Annotated in this window: 18 protein-coding genes; 9 read left to right on the forward strand and 9 right to left on the reverse strand. The window is 68.6% G+C overall.

What is annotated here, in order from left to right:
* Positions 1-65: 65 nt before the first annotated feature.
* From E5082_RS05325 to eccCa, 7 genes are all read right to left on the reverse strand, one after another.
* The gene (locus E5082_RS05325) at positions 66-695 is read right to left on the reverse strand and encodes a hypothetical protein (RefSeq protein ID WP_135790063.1); all 630 of its coding nucleotides are present in this window, start codon (positions 693-695) and stop codon (positions 66-68) included.
* A complete protein-coding gene (locus tag E5082_RS05330; protein WP_135790064.1) occupies positions 692-2,962 on the reverse strand; it encodes a DUF6571 family protein in 2,271 nt (756 codons plus the stop codon). The genes E5082_RS05325 and E5082_RS05330 overlap by 4 nt, the downstream gene beginning before the upstream one ends.
* A gap of 20 nt (positions 2,963-2,982) precedes the next feature.
* Complete coding sequence (locus E5082_RS05335) at positions 2,983-3,399, reverse strand: hypothetical protein (RefSeq protein WP_135790065.1); 417 nt, start codon at positions 3,397-3,399, stop codon at positions 2,983-2,985.
* Positions 3,400-3,438: 39 nt separating this feature from the next.
* Positions 3,439-4,752 (reverse strand): type VII secretion-associated serine protease mycosin, encoded by a 1,314-nt coding sequence (mycP, locus tag E5082_RS05340; protein ID WP_135790066.1) that lies wholly within the window; start codon positions 4,750-4,752, stop codon positions 3,439-3,441.
* A gap of 30 nt (positions 4,753-4,782) precedes the next feature.
* Positions 4,783-6,336, reverse strand: coding sequence for a WXG100 family type VII secretion target (locus E5082_RS05345; protein WP_135790067.1), 1,554 nt, complete (start codon positions 6,334-6,336; stop codon positions 4,783-4,785).
* Positions 6,336-6,821, reverse strand: coding sequence for a hypothetical protein (locus tag E5082_RS05350; RefSeq protein WP_135790068.1), 486 nt, complete (start codon positions 6,819-6,821; stop codon positions 6,336-6,338). Before E5082_RS05350 ends, E5082_RS05345 begins: the two co-directional genes overlap by 1 nt.
* Positions 6,822-6,907: 86 nt before the next feature.
* Positions 6,908-10,870 carry a type VII secretion protein EccCa gene (gene eccCa / locus E5082_RS05355; protein ID WP_135790069.1) on the reverse strand — a complete coding sequence of 1,321 codons (3,963 nt, stop codon included), beginning with the start codon at positions 10,868-10,870 and terminating at the stop codon, positions 6,908-6,910.
* Between the two features lie 162 nt (positions 10,871-11,032).
* Here eccCa and eccD point away from each other — a divergent pair, with 162 nt between their 5' ends.
* From eccD to E5082_RS05385, 6 genes are all read left to right on the forward strand, one after another.
* The gene (gene eccD / locus E5082_RS05360; RefSeq protein WP_167513986.1) at positions 11,033-12,502 is read left to right on the forward strand and encodes a type VII secretion integral membrane protein EccD; all 1,470 of its coding nucleotides are present in this window, start codon (positions 11,033-11,035) and stop codon (positions 12,500-12,502) included.
* Between the two features lie 177 nt (positions 12,503-12,679).
* A complete protein-coding gene (gene rpsO, locus E5082_RS05365; RefSeq protein ID WP_030816847.1) occupies positions 12,680-12,967 on the forward strand; it encodes a 30S ribosomal protein S15 in 288 nt (95 codons plus the stop codon).
* A 323-nt stretch (positions 12,968-13,290) separates the two neighbouring features.
* Entirely contained in the window at positions 13,291-15,510 is a 2,220-nt protein-coding gene (locus E5082_RS05370; protein ID WP_135790071.1) for a polyribonucleotide nucleotidyltransferase, read from the forward strand.
* On the forward strand, positions 15,507-16,886 hold the full coding sequence (locus E5082_RS05375; protein ID WP_135790072.1) for a M16 family metallopeptidase: 1,380 nt from the start codon (positions 15,507-15,509) through the stop codon (positions 16,884-16,886). The genes E5082_RS05370 and E5082_RS05375 overlap by 4 nt, the downstream gene beginning before the upstream one ends.
* 36 nt (positions 16,887-16,922) lie before the next feature.
* Entirely contained in the window at positions 16,923-17,675 is a 753-nt protein-coding gene (gene dapB / locus E5082_RS05380) for a 4-hydroxy-tetrahydrodipicolinate reductase (protein WP_135790073.1), read from the forward strand.
* A gap of 13 nt (positions 17,676-17,688) precedes the next feature.
* Positions 17,689-18,141 carry a tetratricopeptide repeat protein gene (locus tag E5082_RS05385; protein WP_130332882.1) on the forward strand — a complete coding sequence of 151 codons (453 nt, stop codon included), beginning with the start codon at positions 17,689-17,691 and terminating at the stop codon, positions 18,139-18,141.
* A gap of 4 nt (positions 18,142-18,145) precedes the next feature.
* Here E5082_RS05385 and E5082_RS05390 read toward each other — a convergent pair whose 3' ends face one another.
* Positions 18,146-18,700: a hypothetical protein gene (locus tag E5082_RS05390; protein WP_135790074.1), complete on the reverse strand. Its 555-nt coding sequence runs from the start codon at positions 18,698-18,700 to the stop codon at positions 18,146-18,148.
* A gap of 91 nt (positions 18,701-18,791) precedes the next feature.
* Positions 18,792-19,028 (reverse strand): hypothetical protein, encoded by a 237-nt coding sequence (locus E5082_RS05395; protein WP_135790075.1) that lies wholly within the window; start codon positions 19,026-19,028, stop codon positions 18,792-18,794.
* Positions 19,029-19,167: 139 nt separating this feature from the next.
* Between E5082_RS05395 and thyX the strand changes: the two genes are divergently transcribed.
* From thyX to E5082_RS05410, 3 genes are all read left to right on the forward strand, one after another.
* The gene (thyX, locus tag E5082_RS05400) at positions 19,168-19,935 is read left to right on the forward strand and encodes an FAD-dependent thymidylate synthase (protein ID WP_373310094.1); all 768 of its coding nucleotides are present in this window, start codon (positions 19,168-19,170) and stop codon (positions 19,933-19,935) included.
* Positions 19,936-20,162: 227 nt separating this feature from the next.
* Positions 20,163-21,062 carry a 4-hydroxy-tetrahydrodipicolinate synthase gene (gene dapA, locus E5082_RS05405; RefSeq protein ID WP_135790077.1) on the forward strand — a complete coding sequence of 300 codons (900 nt, stop codon included), beginning with the start codon at positions 20,163-20,165 and terminating at the stop codon, positions 21,060-21,062.
* Positions 21,063-21,218: 156 nt separating this feature from the next.
* Positions 21,219-22,904 (forward strand): ribonuclease J, encoded by a 1,686-nt coding sequence (locus E5082_RS05410; protein WP_135790078.1) that lies wholly within the window; start codon positions 21,219-21,221, stop codon positions 22,902-22,904.
* The last annotated feature ends 701 nt before the right edge of the window (positions 22,905-23,605 follow it).

The raw sequence follows: 23,605 nt of genomic DNA on the forward strand, positions 1-23,605 counted from the left end.
TGCTGCCGGGCCGCGGCGGTGTTACGCGCCTGACCCCACATCGCATCGAATGACATGGAGTGTTACTAGTCCTTCTGGAGCGGCAGGTACTTCATTGTTGCCGGGTCGGGGAACTTGATGTTGTTCTCGCATTTGAGGAGCTTCGCTACCTTGAGGGAGGAGCGGAACAGGGGGCGGAACCGTGCTTCACTGCTCAAATCGAAGTCATTGTGAAAAGTGCCGGTGACAGTGAGCGGGCGCATCCTGTCCTTGGACTCGCACTCGAAGTAGACGTCGGCACCGCCTGCTTCGATCGTGGCTTGCATGCCATTCCCCAGCTTGTACGCCTTGTAAGCGCCATAGCTGCGATTCTGATCCTCGGGGAACAGAGTTCTCATACCTGGAGTGAACTTTATGGATAGAGCCCCCGCGTCAGAGTCGGAGGAATCCTTGTCATCCAGGATGCATGCGTAAGCGGCGTGATCCTCATCAAGCATTGTTTTTACCGCGGCGGCATGCGACCGCGTCCCGCTAGCGACGTGCAGATCATTGAAGTCATCGCTTTTACGGGCTTCGTTGATCAGCCCGTCGTCGAATACACCCTCGCATGCACTTTTCAGTGCTGCCTCGCCATGAGGTTTTTCGTTCCCGCCGCATCCTGCACAGAGAACTACGACTAGTGCCGCACCTACCGCGCGCAAGCTGTATCGGCTCATCGGCTGCCTCCGTGCGTGCGTCGCTGCTCGTTGGCGCCACGGTCGTATGCGTTCAATACGTCTTCGGTCATGTCTTTTCCGTGATGCTGTTGCATGTAGAGCAGTGCCGGTTTTGTTGCCCGGAGTGTGCCGAGTTCACTGAAACGCTGGGCCGTCATTCGGTTCTTGTCTGAAAGGTCCGCCTCTTTTTCCTTTGTCTCCCTGTCGATCTCAACTCCCCACTGGGTTTCCGCAGCACTGGCTGCTCCTTCGACCAAGGTGGGGACAACGAATGCTGCGGCTGCCGAGACGGCTGGGCCGCCCACCGGGAGCAGGACGAGGCCAGTTGCCAGCCCTACGCCCTGGCTGATGCCGAACTTCTTCCACTCCGCTGATTCGCCGAGCTTGTCATTGATCTTTTCGGTGGCATCCTTGAACTGCTTGTCGACAGCCGAGATGCGCGCCTCGTCCAACACACCGTGAACGTAGCCACCGTTCATAATGACCTTCTGCGCATCTTCTGGCGCATCTCGATAGGCTTCCATGCCGCCCAGTGTGAATGCCTGCTGGGCGGACGAAAGAATCTTGTAGCCGTCCTCGTCTCGTGCGACGTTGTAAAGGAAGTTATTCGCGGTCGTGCTACGGAGATTGAGGTGATCGGTGCCGTCGTGGTGGAACAGTCGGTCGCGGCCAAGAACTGAACCGCGTCCGCCCTCGTCCATTGCGGACCAGTTCAGGTCGTCCATGTAGCCGGCTCCCATGCGAGCAAGGCTGTCGCTGAGCCCAGGCTTGTGGTCGAGTAGATCGCCCTGCTCGCCGACAGTGCGCGCCACCTGCTCCATGATGTTCACTGTCCTGGCGTCCCTGTGCAGGGTTCCGTCCGCAGCGTCGTACGGAGTTCCCAGGGTGGCGGCCTCCAAGGCGTGCCCGAGTTCGTCGTACCCGTAACCCGCCTGATCCTTGGCGAAGGGATTACCGTTAATCCACTCGCGCTTCTCAAGCAGGTACTGCAAGTCGGGATCGACCTTCGTCTTGGCGTCCCAGTCCTTCGAGTAGAAGAGATCCTTCGCGGCATCCGGGTTATGTCCCAGTGCCTCCATGTACCCCGCCATCGGGTCGAGACCCTGGTCGTTCTTGGAGTCGAAGTTCAGGTATGGCGAGGGATCACCCTCGGCCCGCCACAGTTCGTTCGGCTTGTCGTCCTTGTGGGACTTTTCGTAGGCGATGAGTTTGTGACCGTAGTCGTTGAGGAATTCGCGGTCGTAGGAGCCGTACCGCATCAGGCTGCTCATGACCTGGAAGCCGTAGGGGCCCTTCTGGGTGGTGCCGCGGGCCATGTCGAGGTAGTCGATCTGGTGGGAGCCCTGGGCGAGGACGTCACGTTTCCAGTGGTCCATGGCCGGGCTGTCGACGTGGGACGCGGTGGCGAGGGTGAAGCTCAGGGACTTCTGGATGTCGGCGGAAGCCTTGGTCTGGGCGTCGCCCGTCTGGACCCGGTCGGCGATCCGGGTCCAGAGTTCGAGCGTGCCCTTGCCGCCGAGGTGGGTGGCGAACTTCTCCGCGAAGTACGGATCGCCCTCGTGCTGACTGAGCAGCGTGTTGATCCGGCGCAGCTCGGCCGGGTCGAGGGAGTGCAGCGCGGACGCCATCCCCAGCTTGCTCCGCTTGCCGGTCAGCTTCTCCAGTTCCCGCAGGTCCCGGTCCGCCTGCTCGCGCCCCTTCTTGGCAGCGGCGATGCTGTCGTAGGTGTTCGGATTGAAGCCCTTGCCACGGCCGTTGTGGTCCTGAGTGAGCGCCCAGTGCAACACCTCGTCGGCCTCCGTGGCGGTGTCCAGCGCGGAGCGGATACCGCTGCGGTACGCCTGGAGCGACTGCTGGTACCCCTTGTTCAGCGCCCCCAGATGCTCGGTCGGGGTGTCCGCCGGCGGGTCGAAGTACACCTCGCCGGACGGCTTGATCGAGAGGTACTTGTCGCTCTCGATGTCATGCGTGAGGTTCTTCAGTTTCTTCTGCGCGCCGGTGAGGACCTCGTGGGCGTCGTCCAGGAGCTTGTAGACGTCCTGCGCCTCGTCGGCCGCGGCGGTGATCTGCTTGCCGACGTACCGCACCTTGCCGAGTGCCGCGGTGGCGCCCTCGCCCTTCCAGTCCGAGCCCTCCAGGTCCTTCTCCACCGTGTTGGAGTACTGCGTGTGGACCTTCTTGAAGCCCTCGGGCAGCTTGCGCCACTTGTTCACCGCCTCGGACAACTCGGTGAAGTCGGCGTGGAGAAGGGTGTGGTAGTCCAGCATGTGATCCCCGTTCGTGCCCGTTACTTCAGGCGTTCCCTGCTGTGGCGGGCCTTTTCCTGCTGCTCGCGGGCGGCGTACTCGTTGGCGCTGGTGCGGAGGGCGCCGGCGACGTCGTTCTTCAGCAGGTTCTCCACGTAGTCGACCTGGCCGCGCCACCTCGTCATGAACGTGGTGAACGCCGGGCCCGACTTGAAGCCCTTCAGACTGCCGGCCACCTGACCGGTCTCCTTGCTCGCGGCGTCGTCCGTCTTTATGAACTCGGTGCGGGCGGTGTCGGCGTTCTTCGCCCGGTGACGGAGGAAGCCGGCATCGGCGACCAGCTTCTTCCCCTCGGCGGCCTCGCCCGAGTCCGCGGGGACGTGGTTCAGCTGCATGCCGCTGTGCTGTCTGGCGGCCGCCGTGGTCCGCGCCTGGCCCCACATCTCATCGAACGACATGTACGTCTTCTCTCTCCGGGGCCGTCGGCACTGGCTCGCTCACGGGTTCTGCTCCGTACGGTGCTGCGGGTCCGCCGGGGCTGGGACGTACGGCGGATAGGCGGGCGGGGGCGGTGCCACGGGCGTCCGACGCCGGGAACGCAGTACGCCGACAGTGACCCCCGCACCGATCAGCAGCGCGGCCGCTACGCCTACGCCGGTCCAGAGGAGGGTGTTCCCACCGCCACCCGACTCTGCCGCCTCTTCGTGCTTGGCGGGCGCTGTGGGCTTCGGCGCCTTGGGGGAGGGGGACTTGGCGGCGGCTGCGGCAAGGTCGGGGAGGGGGTAGACGTCGGCCGGTCCGGGGTCCACGGTCTGGGTGAACGCGCGCCGGGGGCGAACGACGCCATAGCCGAGAGCATCGTTCCTGTCCGCGCCGTCCGTGGACTTCCCCAGCGTCTTCAGCATGACGCGCAGGACCTGGTTGTTGGTCCAGTCGGGGTGCGCCGACCAAATCAGAGCGGCTGAGGCCGAGGCGATCGCGGTGGCGTCGCTGGTGCCTTGTGTCTTGCAAAGCTGAGTGCCCTTTGCGCAGGCATGCACCATGTCCACGCCGGGAGCAGTCATGTCGACCTCAGGTCCTTGCTGGGAGAAGGCAGCCACCGTGGCATCCTCATCCACCGCTCCGACCCCAACCACACCGGGGGTTGAAGCCGGGTAGGACGGAAGGTTCTCCTTATCCCCCCTGTTGCCGACTCCAGCGAAGAGCAGCTTCCCCTTGGACAGGGCGTACCTGACGGCAGCTGCCAACTCAGGGGTGCCGACGTCGTGGCGACCAGGTGCGTCGCTCAGGGCCAGCGACATGTTGATGATCTGAGCTTTGGAGTCGGCGGCATAGCGGATCGCCTGTGTCAGCTTCTCCGAGTACTCCGTAGTGGCGTCCATCTGCCCGCTGACCTCCTGGCTGTCCAGCATCCGGATGGGCAGAATCTTCGCTCCCGGTGCGAGCCCATACGAAGCGTCCACTCCTCCGAGTGCTCCAGTCGCGGCGATTATCGCGGCCATGGATGTGCCGTGCCCCGCGACGTCGGTGTGTTCGTCGCCGCGCAACGAGGAGAAGTCCTTCCCGTCCAGGACTTGACCCTTCAGATCCGCAAGTGAGTCATCGACTCCGGAGTCGATCAGGGCCACTGTCATTCCGCGCCCCGTGCTGGTCTTCCAGATTTCCGGCGCATGCATGGCATCGAGGTACCACTGCCGCGCCCGGATCGACTCCGCCTGAGCGGGGCCGGCCGAGAGCCCTACGAGTAGCAGACCGAGAGCGGCCGATGCTATGGAGGTGACTCGACGGCTTGGCATGCCTCTGGTACGCATGTGCCTTCCTGGGGGTTGATGGGCGCGGACTCAGTCGACCACGGGGGGAAGAGCCCGGCGTCCGTCTCTGGCCCAGGTCTCCTCGTCTTCCACGAGATAGTCCGGGCGCTTGCCGTTCTGCTCCTGCGGCTTTCGGGAGTCCGCAGACCGCGCGGCGGCACCCGTGCGGCCTACTTGTGAGCCCTGCGCCAGGTCGGCGCCCTTGGCCGACGGGCGAACCAGTCCGGACCCCCCTGAGGTGAAGGGACGACCGCCGGAACGCCCCGGCTGGCCAGGACGCCCACCGAGGACCCCGCCCGTCTCGGACGCGAGCCTGCGACCGGAGCCGCCCATGGCTCCTGCCGAGCGAGCCCCCTCCACGGAGCCGGGAGAGAAGGCGCGACCGAGAGGAGTGCGACCCTGTCCGTTCTCGCCTCCGATGACGGTACCCCGCGGAATTCCGTTTGTGGGGCGGCCAGTTGCGCTGACCGGCCGTCCTCCGACGATTCCTGTCTCCCGGGGCATGCGCGGCATGCCTTCGACGGGCTTCGCCAAACCGGGGACCTGCGGGAGCCGGCCCATTCCCGGCGCACGCGAAGGCAATTCCGCATGGGGGAGGCGGCCACCTCCGGCGAAGGTCGGCGGCAAACCGGTGGGCAGCCCTCCCGGCGACGCCTCACGCAGCGGCAGAGCCGGACCCGAGGTCGCAGTGGTGAGTGGTGGCGTCGACGCACGCGGGAGTGTGTCGGTGCTGTCAATGTTCAGCGATACAGGCTCAGAAGGAGCAGGGACGTGGCGGCCTGAACGCACCGTGCCGTCAGGGGCGGAGGCTGCCGCAACATGGTGCACCCCAGCAGGTTGGGCGCCAATGCGGGAGTCGCCTCTGGTAACCGTAGGACCGGCCACATCCGAAGAGCTCCGCCCGGCGTAATGGGTGCCCTTGCTCAGGTTTGTATCCTCGTCATCGATCCACCAGGCATCTGGAGCCCCCCGCCCCGCTGCCGGCGCGAACGTAGGCGGCGTCAGGCTGTTCACCTGCATGGCCGAATGCTCGTACGCTCCCGCCAGCTTCCGCATCTGCTGGATCGCGGCCTCGCGGGTTGCGTCGATGTGGTGCTGGGCAGTGGTCGCGTCGGTATGAGCGGTTGCGGCTGCCTTACGAGCGTCGGGGTCGTTACGCACTCCTGGCTGCTTCGCGACATCGATCGTCTTCTGAGCGTCCGCCAGAGCAGCCTTTGCCCGTGTCGTCTCCGAGACATCCGGCATAGAGACCTTGGCCTCGGCGATGGCCTGGGAGACCGCCCCCATCCACTCGGAAGCCGCCTCGGCGTACTGGCCGAGTCGCAGCGTGGCACTGGCGGTGTGACCACCCCAGTCCCGGAACGCGTCACCGGCCTTGCCTTGCCACTCCAGTTCCTTGACGTGCTTCATCAGGCCGTCGCCGATCTCGCTGATCGTCGTAGCAGCCTTGGACAACTTCACGGAGAGGAGAGACGCGGACGCCATGTCGGCGGACTCGAGCATGGCGGCGAGCTGCTCATGTGTCATGGACTCGAAGTCCGTGCGCACGAGCTTCGGTTCGGGCCGGTTCTTGTATTCGCTCATCAGAGGGTCCCCTCGGCCTTCGGCGCGCCCGGTTCTTGCTTGTGCCGCGCATAAGGATCCCGCGCCGCGTCGTAATACTTCTCCGCCTCCGCGTTCACCGCCCGCATCCGCGCCTTGATGTCCTCGTCGAGGTTCTCGTAGCCCACGCGGGAGGCGTGGACCGCGAGGCTCATGCTCTCGATCTGGGCGCTCAGGGCCTTGGAGAGGTTCTCCAACTCGTCGTGGACGATGGTGTACGAGTCGTGGAGGAACTGCGCCTCCTTGAAGGTGGCCGCGCCGAGCTGGGCCCGCGGCAGCCGGTCCTCGCCGACCTTGCCCGGTGCCGCCTCCGACTTGTCCAGCTCGACCAGCAGCGCGTCGACCCGCTTCTTGAAGCTCTTCATGGCGTTGTGCTGGATGTCCAGCGCCATCGCCGGGTTGACCCCCGCCAGGGTGTCGAAGCCGGTCCCCGTGTCGGGAACCTTGCCGCCCCCGTCCGAACTCACCTCAGCCGCCTCCCCGTTCTCCCCGTGTCATCCCCGTCCCTTCGCTCGCTCGAACGCAGGAACGGGGGTGGTTTCCATCGATCACTCTAATGGCGTTGCGGAAGCAACCCCAGTTGAATAAGGGACGTTCCGCGCTTGCGGGAAACGAACACGCCACGCCCCGGCGGCATGGGACGCGCCCGTACCGTGCCGAGGATGTCGCCCTCGCTGGGGTCGCCCGAAAGGACGACGCCCTGTGCGCCCAGCTCCTTCACCCGCTGCATGAACGACTCGTACATCGCCCGCGAGGCACCCGCCTGGCTGCGGGCGATGATGAACTTCACGCCGACGTCCCGCGCGAACGGCAGGTGCTCGACCAACTGACTCAGCGGATTGCCGGAGTTGGTCGCCACCAGCTCGTAGTCGTCGATGATGACGAAGAGCTGCGGGCCGCTCCACCAGCTGCGGTCGCGCAACTGCTGCGGGGTGATGTCCGGCTTCGGCGCGCGCATCTCCATGAACTGCCGGATCGCGTCCATGTGGACCTGCATCGCCGAGGCCATCGGCGCGTACTCCAGCAGGTGCTCCTCCCCGACCGCCTCCAGCATGGTGCGCCGGTAGTCGCCGACGACGATGCGGGCCTCGGCCGGGGTGTACCGCTCGGTGATCTGCTTGGCGATCAGCCGCAGCAGGTTGGTCTTGCCGGACTCGCTCTCCCCGAAGACCAGGAAGAACGGGTCGGTGTCCAGGTCGACGAAGACCGGCTCCAGGCTGGCCTCGTCGATGCCGATCGCGAAGCCCGCCTGCGGGAACTCGAAGCCCTTGGGAAGCTGGTCGGCCGGCAGCTTGCGCGGCAGCAGACGCACGGTCGGAGCGGCGGGACCCTCCCAGCCGGCCTTGACCCGCTGGACCAGCGCGGCCGTCGCCTCGGACAGATCGCCCGCCGAGGAGGAGCCGTCGATGCGGGGGAGCGCCGTCATGAAGTGCAGCTTCTCCGAGACCTGGCCGCGGCCGGGCACCCCCGCCGGGACGTTCACCGCGACCTTGCGGTCGAACTCGGAGTCCATCGGGTCGCCCAGCCGCAGTTCGAGCCGGCTGAGGATCTGGTCCTTGAGGGCCGCGCGGACCTCCATGTAGCGCGACGCGGAGACGACCACATGGATGCCGTAGCCGAGACCGCGGCCCGCGATGTCGTTGACGACACCCTCCAGGCCCTCGTACTCCGTCTTGAAATTGCCCCAGCCGTCGATGACCAGGAAGACGTCGCCCCACGCCTCGCCCGGCAGTTCGCCCGCCGCGCGGCGCCTGCGGTACGTGGCGACGGAGTCGATGCCGTTCGTGCGGAAGAACTGCTCGCGGCGGTTGAGGATGCCCGCCACCTCGGCGACCGTACGGCGCACCCGCTCCGGGTCCAGCCGGGACGCGACCCCGCCCACGTGCGGGAGGTCGGCCAGGGAGGCAAGACCGCCGCCGCCGAAGTCCAGGCAGTAGAACTGCGTCTCCAGCGGGGTGTGGGTCAGCGCGAACGAGGCGACCAGCGAGCGCAGCAGCGTCGACTTTCCGGACTGCGGGCCGCCGACGACCATCATGTGGCCGGCCGCGCCGGAGAAGTCCCGGTAGAGCACCTCGCGCTTCTGCTCGAAGGGCTTGTCGATCAGACCCAGCGGCACGGTCAGCGCGCCCGCGCGCGGGTACTCCGGCGCGTGCAGGCCCCGTTCGGGCGAGACCGACAGCGCGGGCAGCAGGTGGTCCAGCGCGGGCGCCTCGTCCAGCGGGGGCAGCCACACCTGGTGCGCGGGCACGCCCTGGCCGTCGAGGCGCTGCACGATCACGTCCAGCACCGTGTCCGCCAGCGCGTCGTCCTCCGCGCGCGCGGCCCGTGCCCGCTCCTCGGCGGGATCAGGCGCCACGTGCGCCATCGGCACCGGAAGTGCCGTGAACCGCGCCGGACGGCGCTCCACGGGCGCGCTGCCCCCGGTGACCTCGGCGCCGCCCGCGCGGTACGTGCCCGAGACGTACGCCGCCTTGAAGCGCGTCATCTCGTCCGTGCCGAACTTCAGATACCCGGAACCGGGCACCGACGGCAGGTGGTACGCGTCCGGCACCCCGAGCGCAGCCCGCGACTCGGCCGCGGAGAACGTCCGCAGACCGACCCGGTACGACAGATACGTGTCCAGACCGCGCAGCCGGCCCTCCTCCAACCGCTGTGAGGCCAGCAGCAGATGCACGCCCAGAGAGCGGCCGATCCGGCCGATCTGGATGAACATGTCGATGAAGTCGGGCTTGGCGGTGAGGAGTTCGCTGAACTCGTCGATCACCAGGACGAGCGAGGCCAGCGGCTCAAGCGGGGCACCGGCCGCGCGCGCCTTCTCGTAGTCGTGGATGTTGGCGTAGTTGCCCGCCGCCCGCAGCAGCTCCTGGCGGCGCTGGAGTTCGCCCCGGATCGCGTCGCCCATGCGGTCGACCAGGGTGAGGTCGTCGGAGAGGTTGGTGATGACGGCCGCGACGTGCGGCATCTGGGACATGCCCGCGAAGGTCGCGCCGCCCTTGAAGTCCGCGAGGACGAAGTTCAGCGTCTCCGAGGAATGCGTGACCGCGAGTCCCAGCACCAGGGTGCGCAGCAGCTCCGACTTGCCGGAGCCGGTCGCGCCCACGCACAGGCCGTGCGGGCCCATGCCGTCCTGCGCGGCCTCCTTCAGGTCCAGCATCACCGGCTGGCCGTCCTCGCCGACACCGATCGGCACCCGCAGCCGCTCCGACATGGAGCGCGGCCGCCAGGTGCGCCGTACGTCCACCGAGGCGGCGTCCCCGAGGCCGAGCAGATCGGTGAAGTCCAGGTTGGACAGCAGCGGTTCGTCGTCGTCCCCGCCGCCCATCCGCAAGGGGGCGAGCTGGCGGGCCAGCGCCTCGGCGCCGGGCAGCGACAGCCCGTCAGGGGTGCCCTCGAAGGCCACCTCGCCACCGGAGTCCAGCCGCAGCCGCTCCGAGCGCACCACGATGGAGAGGTCACCGCGCGGGGTGTCCAGCTCGCCGGACACGACCTCCACGATCGTCACGCCCTGGAGGCCCTCGGCTGCCGCGAACGCCGACGACGGCGGCACGATCCCGCCGTCGAGCACCACCAGGATGTGCGGCTGGTCCAGCAGCGGCTGCCCGCCCCGGCTGAACCGGGGCCGCTCCTCCAGCCGCCCGGCCAGCAACTGCTCCAGCTCACCCAGGTCGTCGCTGACCAGGCGGCGGGTGCCCGCGCCGTCGAACTGGCCCGGCAACTGGCAGTGCGGCAGCCACTTCGTCCAGTCCCAGCGGTCCGCCGCGCCCCGCGAGGCCACCACGGCCACGATCAGGTCGTCGGGGGAGTGCAGGGTCGTCGCCTGCGCCACCAGGGCGCGCGCGGCGGACTGGGCGCGCTCCGGGTCACCGGAGACGGTCACGTGGTAGAAGGCGCGCAGCGACAGCGCCACCGGGAGACCGTCCAACTGGCCGTGCACCGAAAGGAAACGCTGCATGGCGCCCGCGCACAGCGGCTCCAGCTCGTCGACCGGCGCGGTCTGCGGCGCCATCAGGGGCGTGGCCAACTGCTGCGGGCCCAGACCGATCCGGACCTGCCCGAAATCCTCGTCCGCCACCCGCCGTTCCCACACCCGGCTGCCCTCGGCGACCAGCGACCACAACTGCTCGGGGGCGGGGTGCAGATAGAGCTGCGCGTCCCGCTGACGCAGGGCGGTCCTGCGTACCGTGCGCCGCGTCTGGGCCAGGTAACGGAGGTAGTCACGACGGACGTCGGCCATTTGCCCTTGCGTACCGCGACGGTGCCGGACGATCTGCGACACCACCATCGCGGCCGTGGACACGAGCATGACCACACCCATGATCCGCATGAACGGATGGGCGTTCGGGGATGCGAAGTAGAAGACCACGGAGGAGCCCATGCCGAGGGTCGGCAGGACCTGCATCAGCATGCCCTCCTGCTGCCCGCGCGGCAGCTCGGGAGGAGCCTCCAATTGCACCTCTTCCGAGGGCACTTCGGGCGGCAGCGCACGAGGCGGGCGCTTGATGACGAGCTGGCTCACCGGAGCGTCAATCCTCCTGCGCGGACGATCGGTTGATCACCGGCACCCCCGTGGCGACGGTCGTCCTCCGCTTGCCGGCGATCCTACTGGTCACCACTGACACCGGGCCCCGGTAGGGTGACGCCCGCAGCGTGCGCATCCGCGAACAGGGGGTCTGTGAAGGTGACTACGACAGCGGCGACGGGATTCAGCAGGGTCACGGTCGTGGCACCCGACAGCCGCATCGACGTGGCGCTTCCGGTGGACATCGCCGTGGCCGACATCTACCCGGAGATACTGCGGCTGACCGGCCAGACCCAGGAGGTCGGCACCCCGGCCGGCTACCACCTGGTCCGCCGCGACGGCCGCGTCCTCGACAGCGCCCGCACCCTCGCCGACGAGGGCGTCCTGGACGGCGAGGTGCTGAGCCTGCGCCCCTTCGTCGAGTCCCTGCCGCCCGCCGTCTACGACGACGTCTCCGACGCCGTCGCCTCCGCCGTCGTCCGCGACCGGCACCTGTGGAGCGAGGACCTGCTGCGCGTCGCCGGACTCGCGGGCGGCGCCCTGCTGATCCTGCTGACCGGCTTCGTCCTCTGGTACGCCGACCCGGTACGCCACGACATGCACGGCCTGCCCGGCGTCATCGCCGGCGGCCTCGGCGTGCTCCTCACCGCCTTCGCCGGGGTCCGCGCGCGGGTGTACGGCGACCGGGGCGCGGCCGTCGCCGTGGGCCTCGGCGCGCTGCCGTTGCTGATGATCGCCGGTTCCGGGGTCATCGGCGCACCGGCCGCCCAGGGTCCGGGCAAGCTCCAGTTCATGCTCGGCTGCGTGGCCGTACTCGTCGCCTCGGTCGTTCTGGTGGCGCTCACGCCCGGCGGGGATGCGCCCTTCGTCGCCGCCTCCTTCCTGGCGACCGTCGGCACCGTCGCCACCTTCGTGGCCCTGCTCGCCGACGCCTCCGCCACCGCGACCGCCGCCGTGTGCGCCCCCGTCGCCATCGGTCTGGTCGCCTTCCTGCCCGGTCTCTCCGCCCGCTTCGCCCGGCTGCCCATCGGTTACGCCTCGCCGCACTCCGCCACCGACGACGCCTTCGACCCGGACGCCGCGCAGGGCGCCGACGCCGAACCGCTCGACGCCGACCTCGTCGCCGCCCAGGCCCGGCGCGGGCACGAGATGCTGCTCGGCCTGGTCGGCGGCACGGCGGCCCTGGTCGTCGCCTCCGCCGCCGTCCTCGGCTTCTGCGACAACGTCTGGGGCCAGCTCCTCGCGCTCACCACCGGCCTCGCCATGCTGATCCGCGCGCGGCTGTTCCGGTACACCGCCCAGGTGTCCTGCGTCCTGGTCGCCGGCCTCGCCGCCGTCGCGCTGCTGCTGTTCGGCCTCGCCCTGAACCCGCCCCACGCGGCACTCACCGACTTCGTGCTCCACCAGGACCGCGGCGCCCTCGACCTGCGCACCGCCTGGCTGACGGCGGCCGTCGCCGCGGGCGCCGTACTGATCACCGCGATCGGCCTGATCGTCCCCACCAAGGGCCTCTCCCCCTTCTGGGGCCGCTTCCTCGACCTCGCCGAGGGCGCCGTCCTGCTCGCCCTGGCCCCCCTGTGCCTCGCCACCCTCGGCGTCCTCTCGGACGTACGCTCGATGGTCGGCTAGGTGCCGTGAAGAGGCCCCGGAGCGCCCTGGTACCCTGAGTGACGGCCGTTCGTGTACGCACCCCCGGAGCACCCGCTCTGGAGGCCGCGCTCAGCGAGTCCCCGCCTCCCGAGTAACGGAAGCTCCCCCGAGATTCAGACCGGGGGCACTCGGTGGCAACCACCATGAGGAGTACGAGTGTCTCTCGACGCCGCTACGAAGAAGCAGATCATCGCCGAGTTCGGCCAGAAGGAGGGCGACACCGGCTCCCCCGAGGTCCAGGTCGCCATGCTGTCGCGCCGGATCTCCGACCTGACCGAGCACCTCAAGGCCCACAAGCACGACCACCACTCCCGCCGTGGTCTGCTGATCCTGGTCGGTCAGCGCCGTCGCCTGCTGCAGTACCTGGCCAAGAAGGACATCCAGCGCTTCCGCGCCCTGGTCGACCGCCTCGGCATCCGCCGCGGTGCGGCCGGCGCCAAGTAAGTCGCCATGAGGGAGCGGTTCCCGAGCCTGTCGGGAGCCGCTCCTTTTTTGGTGTACGGGCCCACCGCCCTACCCGCTGCAGGTGCGGAAACGTGCGGACTGTCACTCCCCCTTTGTAGGGTGTTGGCACAACCGCATCACGTACGACACAGAACGAGGAGAGGCGCACCGCGCCGCCGCCGGTCCTCGGTAGTGGCCCCCAGGGGGGACGAGAAACCCTGGGTGCTTCGATCGAAGACCGGCCCGCACCAGACGGAGCGCTTCTCCCACCACCGTCCCCCCGTCACACGGGCGAGCGGGACGAAGACGAGGAGAGAACGCTAGTGGAGAACGAGACCCACTACGCCGAGGCCGTCATCGACAACGGTTCCTTCGGCACCCGCACCATCCGCTTCGAGACGGGCCGCCTGGCCAAGCAGGCCGCCGGCTCCGCCGTGGCGTACCTGGACGACGACACCATGGTGCTGTCGGCCACCACCGCCTCCAAGACCCCCAAGGACCAGCTCGACTTCTTCCCCCTCACGGTGGACGTCGAGGAGCGGATGTACGCCGCCGGCAAGATCCCCGGCAGCTTCTTCCGCCGTGAGGGCCGCCCCTCCGAGGACGCGATCCTCACCTGCCGCCTGATCGACCGCCCGCTGCGCCCGTCCTTCAAGAAGGGCCTGCGCAACGAGATCCAGGTCGTCGCCACCATCATGGCGCTCAACCCCGACCACCTGTACGACGTCGTGGCGATCAACGCCGCGTCCGCGTCGACGCAGCTCGCCGGCCTGCCCTTCTCCGGCCCGATCGGCGGCGTCCGCGTCGCGCTGATCCGCGGCCAGTGGGTCGCGTTCCCGACGCACACCGAGCTCGAGGACGCCGTCTTCGACATGGTGGTCGCCGGCCGCGTCCTTGAGGACGGCGACGTCGCGATCATGATGGTCGAGGCCGAGGCCACCGACCAGACGATCAAGCTGGTCGAGGGCGGCGCCGAGGCGCCCACCGAGGAGATCGTGGCCGCCGGTCTCGAGGCCGCCAAGCCCTTCATCAAGGTCCTCTGCCGCGCCCAGGCCGACCTCGCCTCCAAGGCCGCCAAGCCCGAGGGCGAGTTCCCGATCTTCCTGGACTACCAGGACGACGTGTACCAGGCGCTGAAGAAGGCCGTGCAGCCCGAGCTGGCCCAGGCGCTCACCGTCCCCGGCAAGCAGGAGCGCGAGGCCGAGCTGGACCGCGTCAAGGCTCTGGCCGCCGAGAAGCTCCTGCCGGAGTTCGAGGGCCGCGAGAAGGAGATCTCCGCCGCTTACCGCGCGCTGACCAAGCAGTTGGTCCGCGAGCGTGTGATCAAGGAGAAGAAGCGCATCGACGGCCGTGGCGTCACGGACATCCGTACGCTCGCCGCCGAGGTCGAGGCCATCCCGCGCGTGCACGGTTCGGCGCTGTTCGAGCGTGGCGAGACCCAGATCCTGGGCATCACCACCCTGAACATGCTCCGCATGGAGCAGCAGCTCGACACCCTCTCGCCGGTGACGCGCAAGCGCTACATGCACAACTACAACTTCCCGCCGTACTCCGTCGGCGAGACCGGCCGCGTGGGCTCCCCGAAGCGCCGCGAGATCGGCCACGGCGCCCTCGCCGAGCGCGCCCTCGTGCCGGTGCTGCCGACGCGCGAGGAGTTCCCCTACGCGATCCGCCAGGTGTCCGAGGCCCTCGGCTCCAACGGTTCGACGTCCATGGGCTCGGTCTGCGCCTCCACCATGTCGATGCTGAACGCCGGTGTGCCGCTCAAGGCCCCGGTCGCCGGTATCGCGATGGGCCTGATCTCCGAGCAGGCCGACGGCGAGACGCACTACGTCACCCTCACCGACATCCTCGGTGCGGAGGACGCCTTCGGCGACATGGACTTCAAGGTCGCCGGCACCAAGGACTTCGTGACCGCCCTCCAGCTCGACACCAAGCTGGACGGCATCCCGGCGTCCGTCCTGGCCGCGGCCCTCAAGCAGGCCCGCGACGCCCGTCTCCACATCCTCGACGTGATGATGGAGGCCATCGACCGGCCCGACGAGATGTCCCCGAACGCCCCGCGGATCATCACCGTCAAGATCCCGGTCGACAAGATCGGTGAGGTTATCGGCCCCAAGGGCAAGATGATCAACCAGATCCAGGAGGACACGGGCGCCGACATCACGATCGAGGACGACGGCACGATCTACATCGGCGCGGTGGACGGACCGTCCGCCGAGGCCGCCCGCGCCACGATCAACGGCATCGCCAACCCGACGATGCCCGAGGTCGGCGAGCGCTACCTGGGCACGGTCGTGAAGACCACCACCTTCGGCGCGTTCGTCTCCCTGCTCCCCGGCAAGGACGGTCTGCTGCACATCTCGCAGATCCGCAAGCTCGCCGGCGGCAAGCGCGTGGAGAACGTCGAGGACGTCCTCGGTGTGGGCCAGAAGGTCCAGGTCGAGATCGCCGAGATCGACTCCCGCGGCAAGCTCTCCCTCATCCCCGTGATCGAGGGCGAGGACGGCTCGGACGACAAGAAGGACGACGCCGACCAGTGACGTCCCGTAGCTTCAAGGCGACGGCCCGCACCTCCTCGGAGGCGCGGGCCGTCGCCCGTACCCAAACCCTCATCAAGGGCAGAGACGGCATCGGCACCGTCCGCAGGACCACCCTCCCCGGCGGCCTGCGCATCGTCACCGAGACGCTGCCCTCCGTACGCTCGGCCACCTTCGGCATCTGGGCGCACGTCGGCTCCCGCGACGAGACCCCCGCGCTGAACGGCGCCACGCACTATCTGGAGCACCTGCTCTTCAAGGGCACCGACAAGCGCTCCGCCCTCGACATCTCCGCCGCGGTCGACGCCGTCGGCGGCGAGATGAACGCGTTCACGGCCAAGGAGTACACGTGCTACTACGCACGCGTGCTCGACACCGACCTGCCGCTCGCCATCGACGTGGTGTGCGACATGCTGACCGGCTCGCTGATCCGCGAGGAGGACGTCGACGTCGAACGCGGCGCGATCCTCGAAGAGATCGCCATGACCGAGGACGACGCCGGCGACTGCGTGCACGACCTGTTCGCGCACACCATGTTCGGCGACAGCGCGCTGGGCCGCCCGGTCCTCGGCACGGTCGACACCGTCAACGCCCTCACCGCCGACCGCATCCGCCGCTTCTACAAGAAGCACTACGACCCCACCCACCTCGTCGTCGCGGCCGCCGGCAACATCGACCACGCCAAGGTCGTCCGCCAGGTCCGCGCCGCCTTCGAGAAGTCGGGCGCGCTGCGGGACAACGGCGCCCAGCCCATCGCCCCGCGCGAGGGCAGCCGCACCATCCGCACCGCGGGCCGCGTCGAACTGGTCGGCCGCAAGACCGAGCAGGCCCATGTCATCCTCGGCATGCCCGGCATCGCCCGCGCCGACGACCGCCGCTGGGCCATGGGCGTGCTCAACACCGCCCTCGGCGGCGGCATGTCCTCCCGGCTCTTCCAGGAGATCAGGGAGAAGCGCGGCCTCGCCTACAGCGTGTACTCCTACACCTCGGCCTTCGCCGACTGCGGTCTGTTCGGCGTGTACGCGGGCTGCCGCCCGAGCCAGGTGCACGACGTGCTGAAGATCTGCCGGGACGAGCTGGACCAGGTCGCCGCGAACGGTCTCAGCGACGACGAGGTCAACCGGGCCATCGGCCAGATGAAGGGCGCCACCGTCCTCGGCCTGGAGGACACCGGCGCGCTGATGAACCGTATCGGCAAGAGCGAGCTGTGCTGGGGCGACCACATGTCGGTGGACGACATGCTGGCCCGGATCGCCGCGGTGACCCCGGACGAGGTCCGTTCCGTCGCCCGCGACATCCTGGGACAGCGCCCGTCGCTGTCGGTCATAGGCCCGCTGAAGGACAAGCAGGCCGCCCGGCTCGACGACGCGGTCGCCTGACCCCCAGCCCCTCAACTGCGGTAAGGAAGCGAAGAGATGAGCAAGCTGCGCGTAGCGGTCCTCGGCGGAGGCGGCCGTATCGGATCCGAGGCGGTACGGGCCGTCGAGGCCGCCGAGGACATGGAGCTGGTCGCCTCCCTGGGCCGGGGCGACAAGCTGGAGACGCTGGTGGACGCCGGCGCCCAGGTCGCCGTCGACCTCACCACCCCGGCCTCGGTCATGGGCAACCTCGACTTCTGCGTGCGCCACGGCATCCACGCGGTCGTCGGCACCACGGGCTGGACCGACGAACGCCTCGCGCAGCTGAAGGGCTGGCTGGACCAGTCCCCGGAGACGGGCGTGCTCATCGCCCCCAACTTCTCCATCGGCGCCGTCCTCACCATGAAGTTCGCGCAGATCGCCGCGCCCTGGTTCGAGTCCGTCGAGGTCGTCGAGCTGCACCACCCCAACAAGGTGGACGCCCCCTCCGGCACCGCCACCCGCACCGCCCAGCTCATCGCCGAGGCCCGCCGCAAGGCCGGCACCGCCGAGGCCCCGGACGCCACGGTCACCGCGCTGGACGGGGCCCGGGGCGCCGACGTGGACGGGGTGCCCGTGCACGCGGTCCGGCTGCGCGGCCTCCTGGCCCACCAGGAGGTCCTGCTGGGCGGCGAGGGCGAGACCCTCACCCTCCGCCACGACTCGCTGCACCACAGCAGCTTCATGCCGGGCATCCTGCTCGGTGTGCGCCGGGTGGGGTCCGCTCCGGGCCTCACCTTCGGCCTCGAACACTTCCTGGACCTGGGCTGAGTACCCCCACCTCATGCGCGCGAAGATCACCTACCTCGTCACGGCCGCCGTCCTGGTCTTCTACTTCGTCCTGGTCGGCAGCCGGGGCGTGATGCTCATCCAGTCCGGCACGCTCCTCACCGTCACCTTCGGCGTGGCGGTGCTGATCCTGCCGGTCATCGGCGTCTGGTTCCTCTGGAAGAACACCCAGTTCGTCCGCCGGGCCAACCAGCTCGCCGCCGAGCTGGAGGCCGAGGGCGGCCTGCCCGTCGACGAGCTGCGCCGCACCCCGGACGGCCGGATCGACCGCGACTCGGCCGACGAGGTGTTCGCCCGGCGCAAGGCCGAGACCGAGGCCGCCCCGGACGACTGGCGGAGCTGGTTCCGGCTCGCCGTCGCCTATCACGACGCCCGCGACACCCCGCGCGCCCGTAAGACGATGCAGCGTGCCATCGCCCTGCACGACGGCCGCCACATCCCGGCCTGACCCCTCAGCCCCGCCGGTACTCGGCGGCCCACGCCTCGATCGTGTCCGAGGCCCGGTCGAACCCGGCGGGGCGGTTCAGGAAGTCCAGCGAGTGCGTGGTCAGCAGCGGAGGCGTGTCGTCGGGGGCGCGGTCGTCGCGGACCAGCGTCAGCGCCTGCCCCTGCACCGTGCGGGGCAGGCCCAGCCAGCGCACCGGCTGCTGTGCCGTCCGCAGTGAGACCACGCGTTCCCAGGGCACCGTGCGCGTCACCAGGAAGCCGACCTGGCGCAGGCCGCGCGGGCTCACCCAGACGCCCATGCGCAGTACCCGCAGCGCGCCGACGACGATCGCCGCGGTGAGCACGAAGGTGATCCCGGCGGAGGTCGTGGTGCCGGTCAGGGCGGTGAGCACGGCCCCGAACAGCACGAACGAGGAGAACAGCAGCCCCAGCGCCGCCCCGCCCACCCGCCACGGGCCGGGACGGTACGGGCGCCGCCAGCGGTCCCGGTCGTCATAGGGCAGCGAGCTGTCGTCGGCCGCCTCGAAAGTGCGGTCGGCCGTCAGGAAGGGCAGGGGCACGGCTGTTCCTCGCAAGGTCCTCGCACGGGCTTGTGCCCGGTGAGGCTATCCGCCTGTGGCGGGGCTCACCAGCCGTGGGCGGCCACAAGAGTCAGTGACCCGGAGCCGCCTGCGACTGACCGGCCGGCGGCGCGGACGGAGTGGACAGCGCGGGCATCCCCACTATCAGCGCGCCCACTATCCCGGCGACCAGCGTCAGCACGAGGAGCGACCGCCCGGCCCGCTCACCGCGGGACGCGCGCTCGGGGGGCGGGGGAGTGACATTGCCGCGGAACCTGTCGGCCTCGGCGATGAAGGCGAAGGGCACGGGCTCACGACGACGGAACATCTGGGGTGGGTCTCCTTCCAGGGGTCTGTGACCTCACCCCTTCAGACGACGGAGTGACCCGAAAGGTGCCCATGTCCGGAAAACCGCTGGATGCGATTTTTGAGGTGAGGTGTTGCTCTGACGGGTGCGCGTGCCCCGTATGGTGGCTGCAAACCTCAGAAGTGATGGAAGGACCTTTGTGACCACCCCCGAGCCGCTCACGCTCCGTAGCGACGTCACCGTGGAACTGGTGAAATCCAGCGCCTCCGACAGCGACGTCCTCTTCGCCGCCCGTGTCTCGACCCTGGGCGAGCAGTCCCTGGACGAGCTCCAGAAGGACCCCGAGCGCTCCAAGGGCCTCATCAACTACCTCGTGCGGGACCGGCACGGCAGCCCGTTCGAGCACAACTCGATGACCTTCCTCATCAGCGCCCCGATCTTCGTCTTCCGCGAGTTCATGCGGCACCGCGTGGGCTGGTCCTACAACGAGGAATCGGGCCGCTACCGGGAGCTGCAGCCGGTCTTCTACGTCCCCGACACCTCCCGCAAGCTGGTCCAGGAGGGCCGCCCGGGCAAGTACGTCTTCGTCGAGGGCAGCCCCGGCCAGTACGACGCGGTGCGCGACACCCTGACGGAGTCCTACCAGCAGGCGTACACCGCGTACCAGAAGCTCCTCGCCGAGGGCGTCGCCCGTGAGGTCGCCCGTGCGGCCCTCCCGGTCGGCCTGTACTCCTCGATGTACGCCACCTGCAACGCCCGCTCCCTGATGCACTTCCTGGGCCTGCGCACCCAGCACGAGCTGGCCAAGGTGCCGTCCTTCCCGCAGCGGGAGATCGAGATGGTGGGCGAGAAGATGGAGGCCGAGTGGGCCCGTCTGATGCCGCTCACCTACGCCGCCTTCAACGCCAACGGCCGCGTCGCCCCGTAACCCTGTTCCCCCGCGCGGAACGGATGTACGGATCAGCCTCCCGAGGTGTCCGTATTGCGGCATTTAGAGAAGTTCATCTAGCCTGATCAAACGGACCCGGCACTGCTTGAACCCCCGAGCAGGCAGTGCCGGGTTCCTTGTTGGCCGGAGTTTGACCCGCGTTTGTCCTGACTTTCCCGACACCCCACGGGCAGACCATGGATCGAGTACCGAGTAGCGTGTCACCCATGGCTCCGACCTCGACTCCGCAGACCCCCTTCGGGCGGGTCCTCACCGCCATGGTCACGCCCTTCACGGCGGACGGCGCACTCGACCTCGACGGCGCGCAGCGGCTCGCCGCCCACCTGGTGGACGCAGGCAACGACGGCCTGATCGTCAACGGCACCACCGGCGAGTCACCCACCACCAGCGACGCGGAGAAATCGGACCTCGTACGAGCCGTCGTGGAAGCGGTCGGCGACCGCGCCCGCGTCGTGGCCGGAGTCGGTACCAACGACACCCACCACACCCTCGAGCTGGCCCGCCAGGCCGAACGCGACGGCGCACACGGCCTGCTGGTCGTCACGCCGTACTACAACAAGCCCCCGCAGGAGGGGCTGTACCGCCACTTCACGGCCGTCGCCGACAACACCGGCCTCCCGGTGATGCTCTACGACATCCCCGGCCGCAGCGGCGTCCCGATCAGCACCGAGACCCTGGTCCGCCTCGCGGAGCACCCCCGGATCGTCGCCAACAAGGACGCCAAGGGCGACCTCGGCCGCGCCAGCTGGGCCATCGCCCGCTCCGGCCTCGCCTGGTACTCCGGCGACGACATGCTGAACCTCCCCTTGCTCTCCGTCGGCGCCGTCGGCTTCGTCTCCGTCGTCGGCCACCTCGTCGCCCCCGACCTGCGCGCCCTCGTGGACGCCTACACCTCGGGCGACGTCGTCAAGGCCGCCGAGATCCACCAGAAGCTGCTCCCGGTGTACACCGGCGTCTTCCGCACCCAGGGCGTCATGACCACCAAGGCCGCGCTCGCCCTGCTGGGCCTGCCCGCCGGTCCGCTGCGCGCCCCCATGGTCGAGTGCTCCCCGGAGGAGATCGCCCAGCTCAAGATCGATCTTGCGGCCGGCGGGATACAGCTCTGACAACAGACTTCAGCACCATCCGAGCCACACAACCGCAGGACCCAACAGCACAGCGGGCGCACCGGCGTCCCGCCCCCCTTACGACAACCGCACGCACTGAACGTCATGCGCGCCACGTGCCCACCGGTACGTGGCGCGTGTGGTCAGGAGAGTCTTTTGAGTCATCCGCACCCTGAACTGGCCCCGCCGCCGCCGCTCGCCAAGGGCGGCCTGCGCGTCACCCCCCTCGGCGGTCTCGGTGAGATCGGCCGGAACATGACGGTCTTCGAGTACGACGGCCGGCTGCTGATCGTCGACTGCGGTGTGCTCTTCCCCGAGGAGGAGCAGCCCGGAATCGACCTGATCCTGCCGGACTTCTCGTCCATCCGGGACCGCCTCGACGACATCGAGGGCATCGTCCTCACGCACGGCCACGAGGACCACATCGGCGCGGTCCCCTACCTGCTGCGCGAGAAGCCCGACATCCCGCTGATCGGCTCCAAGCTGACCCTCGCGCTGATCGAGGCCAAGCTCCAGGAGCACCGCATCCGCCCGTACACCCTGGAGGTGGAGGCGGGCGACCGTGAGCGGGTCGGTCCCTTCGACCTCGAGTTCGTCGCGGTCAACCACTCCATCCCGGACGCCCTCGCGGTCGCCATCCGCACCCCGGCCGGCATGGTCGTGCACACCGGCGACTTCAAGATGGACCAGCTCCCGCTGGACGGTCGGCTCACCGACCTGCACGCCTTCGCGCGGCTGAGCGAGGAGGGCATCGACCTCCTCCTCTCGGACTCCACGAACGCCGAGGTACCCGGCTTCGTCCCGCCCGAGCGCGACATCTCCAACGTGCTGGACAACGTCTTCGCGGGCGCGCACAGCCGCATCATCGTGGCGAGCTTCGCCAGCCATGTGCACCGCATCCAGCAGATCCTGGACACCGCCCACAAGTACGGCCGCAAGGTCGCCTTCGTCGGCCGCTCCATGGTCCGCAACATGGGCATCGCGCGCGACCTCGGCTACCTGAAGGTCCCGCCGGGCCTGGTCGTCGACGTCAAGCAGCTCGACGACCTGCCGGCCGACAAGGTCGTCCTGGTCTGCACGGGCTCCCAGGGCGAGCCGATGGCGGCCCTGTCCCGCATGGCCAACCGGGACCACCAGATCCGCATCGTCGAGGGCGACACGGTCATCCTGGCCTCGTCCCTCATCCCGGGCAACGAGAACGCGGTCTACCGCGTGATCAACGGCCTCACCCGCTGGGGCGCCAACGTCGTGCACAAGGGCAACGCCAAGGTGCACGTCTCGGGCCACGCGTCCGCGGGCGAGCTGCTGTACTTCTACAACATCTGCCGCCCGAAGAACCTCATGCCGGTCCACGGTGAATGGCGCCACCTGCGCGCCAATGCCGAGCTGGGCGCCGCGACCGGCGTCCCGCACGACCGGATCGTCATCGCCGAGGACGGCGTCGTCGTCGACCTGGTCGAGGGCAAGGCGAAGATCGCGGGCAAGGTCCAGGCCGGTTACGTCTACGTCGACGGCCTCTCGGTCGGCGATGTGCGCGAGCCCGCGCTGAAGGACCGCAAGATCCTCGGCGACGAGGGCATCATCTCGGTCTTCGTGGTGATCGACGCGTCCACCGGCAAGATCACGGGTGGCCCGTACATCCAGGCTCGCGGCTCCGGCATCGAGGACGGTGCCTTCGCCGACGTCCTGCCGAAGATCACGGAGTCGCTGGAGCGGTCCGCCCAGGACGGCGTCGTGGAGCCCCACCAGCTCCAGCAGCTCATCCGGCGGACGCTCGGCAAGTGGGTCTCGGACACCTACCGCCGGCGCCCGATGATCCTCCCGGTCGTCGTCGAGGTCTGATCCACGACGCGCTGACCTGCACGGGGGCCCCTCGACACCGGTCGAGGGGCCCCAGTCGCGTCGTCCGGTGGAATTTGCCCGGTGGAACACCTGCTCGAAAAAATCTTGACAGGACGGGTTGACACCTCCATGGCCGGTCCGTAGAGTCCTAGGTCTGCCCCGGAGCCGGAACGGTTCCGCGGTGGCACCTCGCCGCGCAAGCGGCACTCAACCTCCAGCTCGACTCTCCCGCTCGGGATTGCTTTCGGCGCGTCCGAATTCAATTCGAATGGGAACCGGCGGCCCGATTAGGAACTGCCGGGGATGATCCGCTAAGGTTTGAGACGTCGGAACGGCCCAGCGGGCCGGGAAGACAACCCCCTCTGACTGGGAATCAGACGCCGAAAGGATCTGATAGAGTCGGAACCGCCGGAAAGGGAAACGCGAAAGCGAAGAACTGGAAAGCGCCGAGGAAATCGGATCGGAAAGAGATCTGGTAGAGTCGGAAACACCGAAGGGAAGCCCGGAGGAAAGCCCGAGAGGGTGAGTACAAAGGAAGCGACCGTTCCTTGAGAACTCAACAGCGTGCTAAAAGTCAACGCCAGATATGTTGATAACCCCGTCTCCAGTCATCGACTGGGACGAGGTTCCTTTGAAAAACACAGCGAGGACGCTGTGAACCATCGGACTATTCCTCCGATGGTTCCGCTCTCGTGTGTGTC

Origin of the sequence: Streptomyces griseoluteus (assembly GCF_004784465.1) — a bacterium.
Classification (GTDB): domain Bacteria; phylum Actinomycetota; class Actinomycetes; order Streptomycetales; family Streptomycetaceae; genus Streptomyces; species Streptomyces griseoluteus.

Excerpts from the sequence above, each read along its gene's own strand:
- E5082_RS05325 (WP_135790063.1), bottom strand. The coding sequence starts at position 695 with ATGAGCCGATACAGCTTGCGCGCGGTAGGTGCGGCACTAGTCGTAGTT.
- E5082_RS05330 (WP_135790064.1), bottom strand. The coding sequence starts at position 2,962 with ATGCTGGACTACCACACCCTTCTCCACGCCGACTTCACCGAGTTGTCC.
- E5082_RS05335 (WP_135790065.1), bottom strand. The coding sequence starts at position 3,399 with ATGTCGTTCGATGAGATGTGGGGCCAGGCGCGGACCACGGCGGCCGCC.
- mycP (WP_135790066.1), bottom strand. The coding sequence starts at position 4,752 with ATGCGTACCAGAGGCATGCCAAGCCGTCGAGTCACCTCCATAGCATCG.
- E5082_RS05345 (WP_135790067.1), bottom strand. The coding sequence starts at position 6,336 with ATGAGCGAATACAAGAACCGGCCCGAACCGAAGCTCGTGCGCACGGAC.
- dapB (WP_135790073.1), top strand. The coding sequence starts at position 16,923 with ATGAGCAAGCTGCGCGTAGCGGTCCTCGGCGGAGGCGGCCGTATCGGA.
- E5082_RS05385 (WP_130332882.1), top strand. The coding sequence starts at position 17,689 with ATGCGCGCGAAGATCACCTACCTCGTCACGGCCGCCGTCCTGGTCTTC.
- E5082_RS05395 (WP_135790075.1), bottom strand. The coding sequence starts at position 19,028 with ATGTTCCGTCGTCGTGAGCCCGTGCCCTTCGCCTTCATCGCCGAGGCC.
- thyX (WP_373310094.1), top strand. The coding sequence starts at position 19,168 with ATGGTGGCTGCAAACCTCAGAAGTGATGGAAGGACCTTTGTGACCACC.
- dapA (WP_135790077.1), top strand. The coding sequence starts at position 20,163 with ATGGCTCCGACCTCGACTCCGCAGACCCCCTTCGGGCGGGTCCTCACC.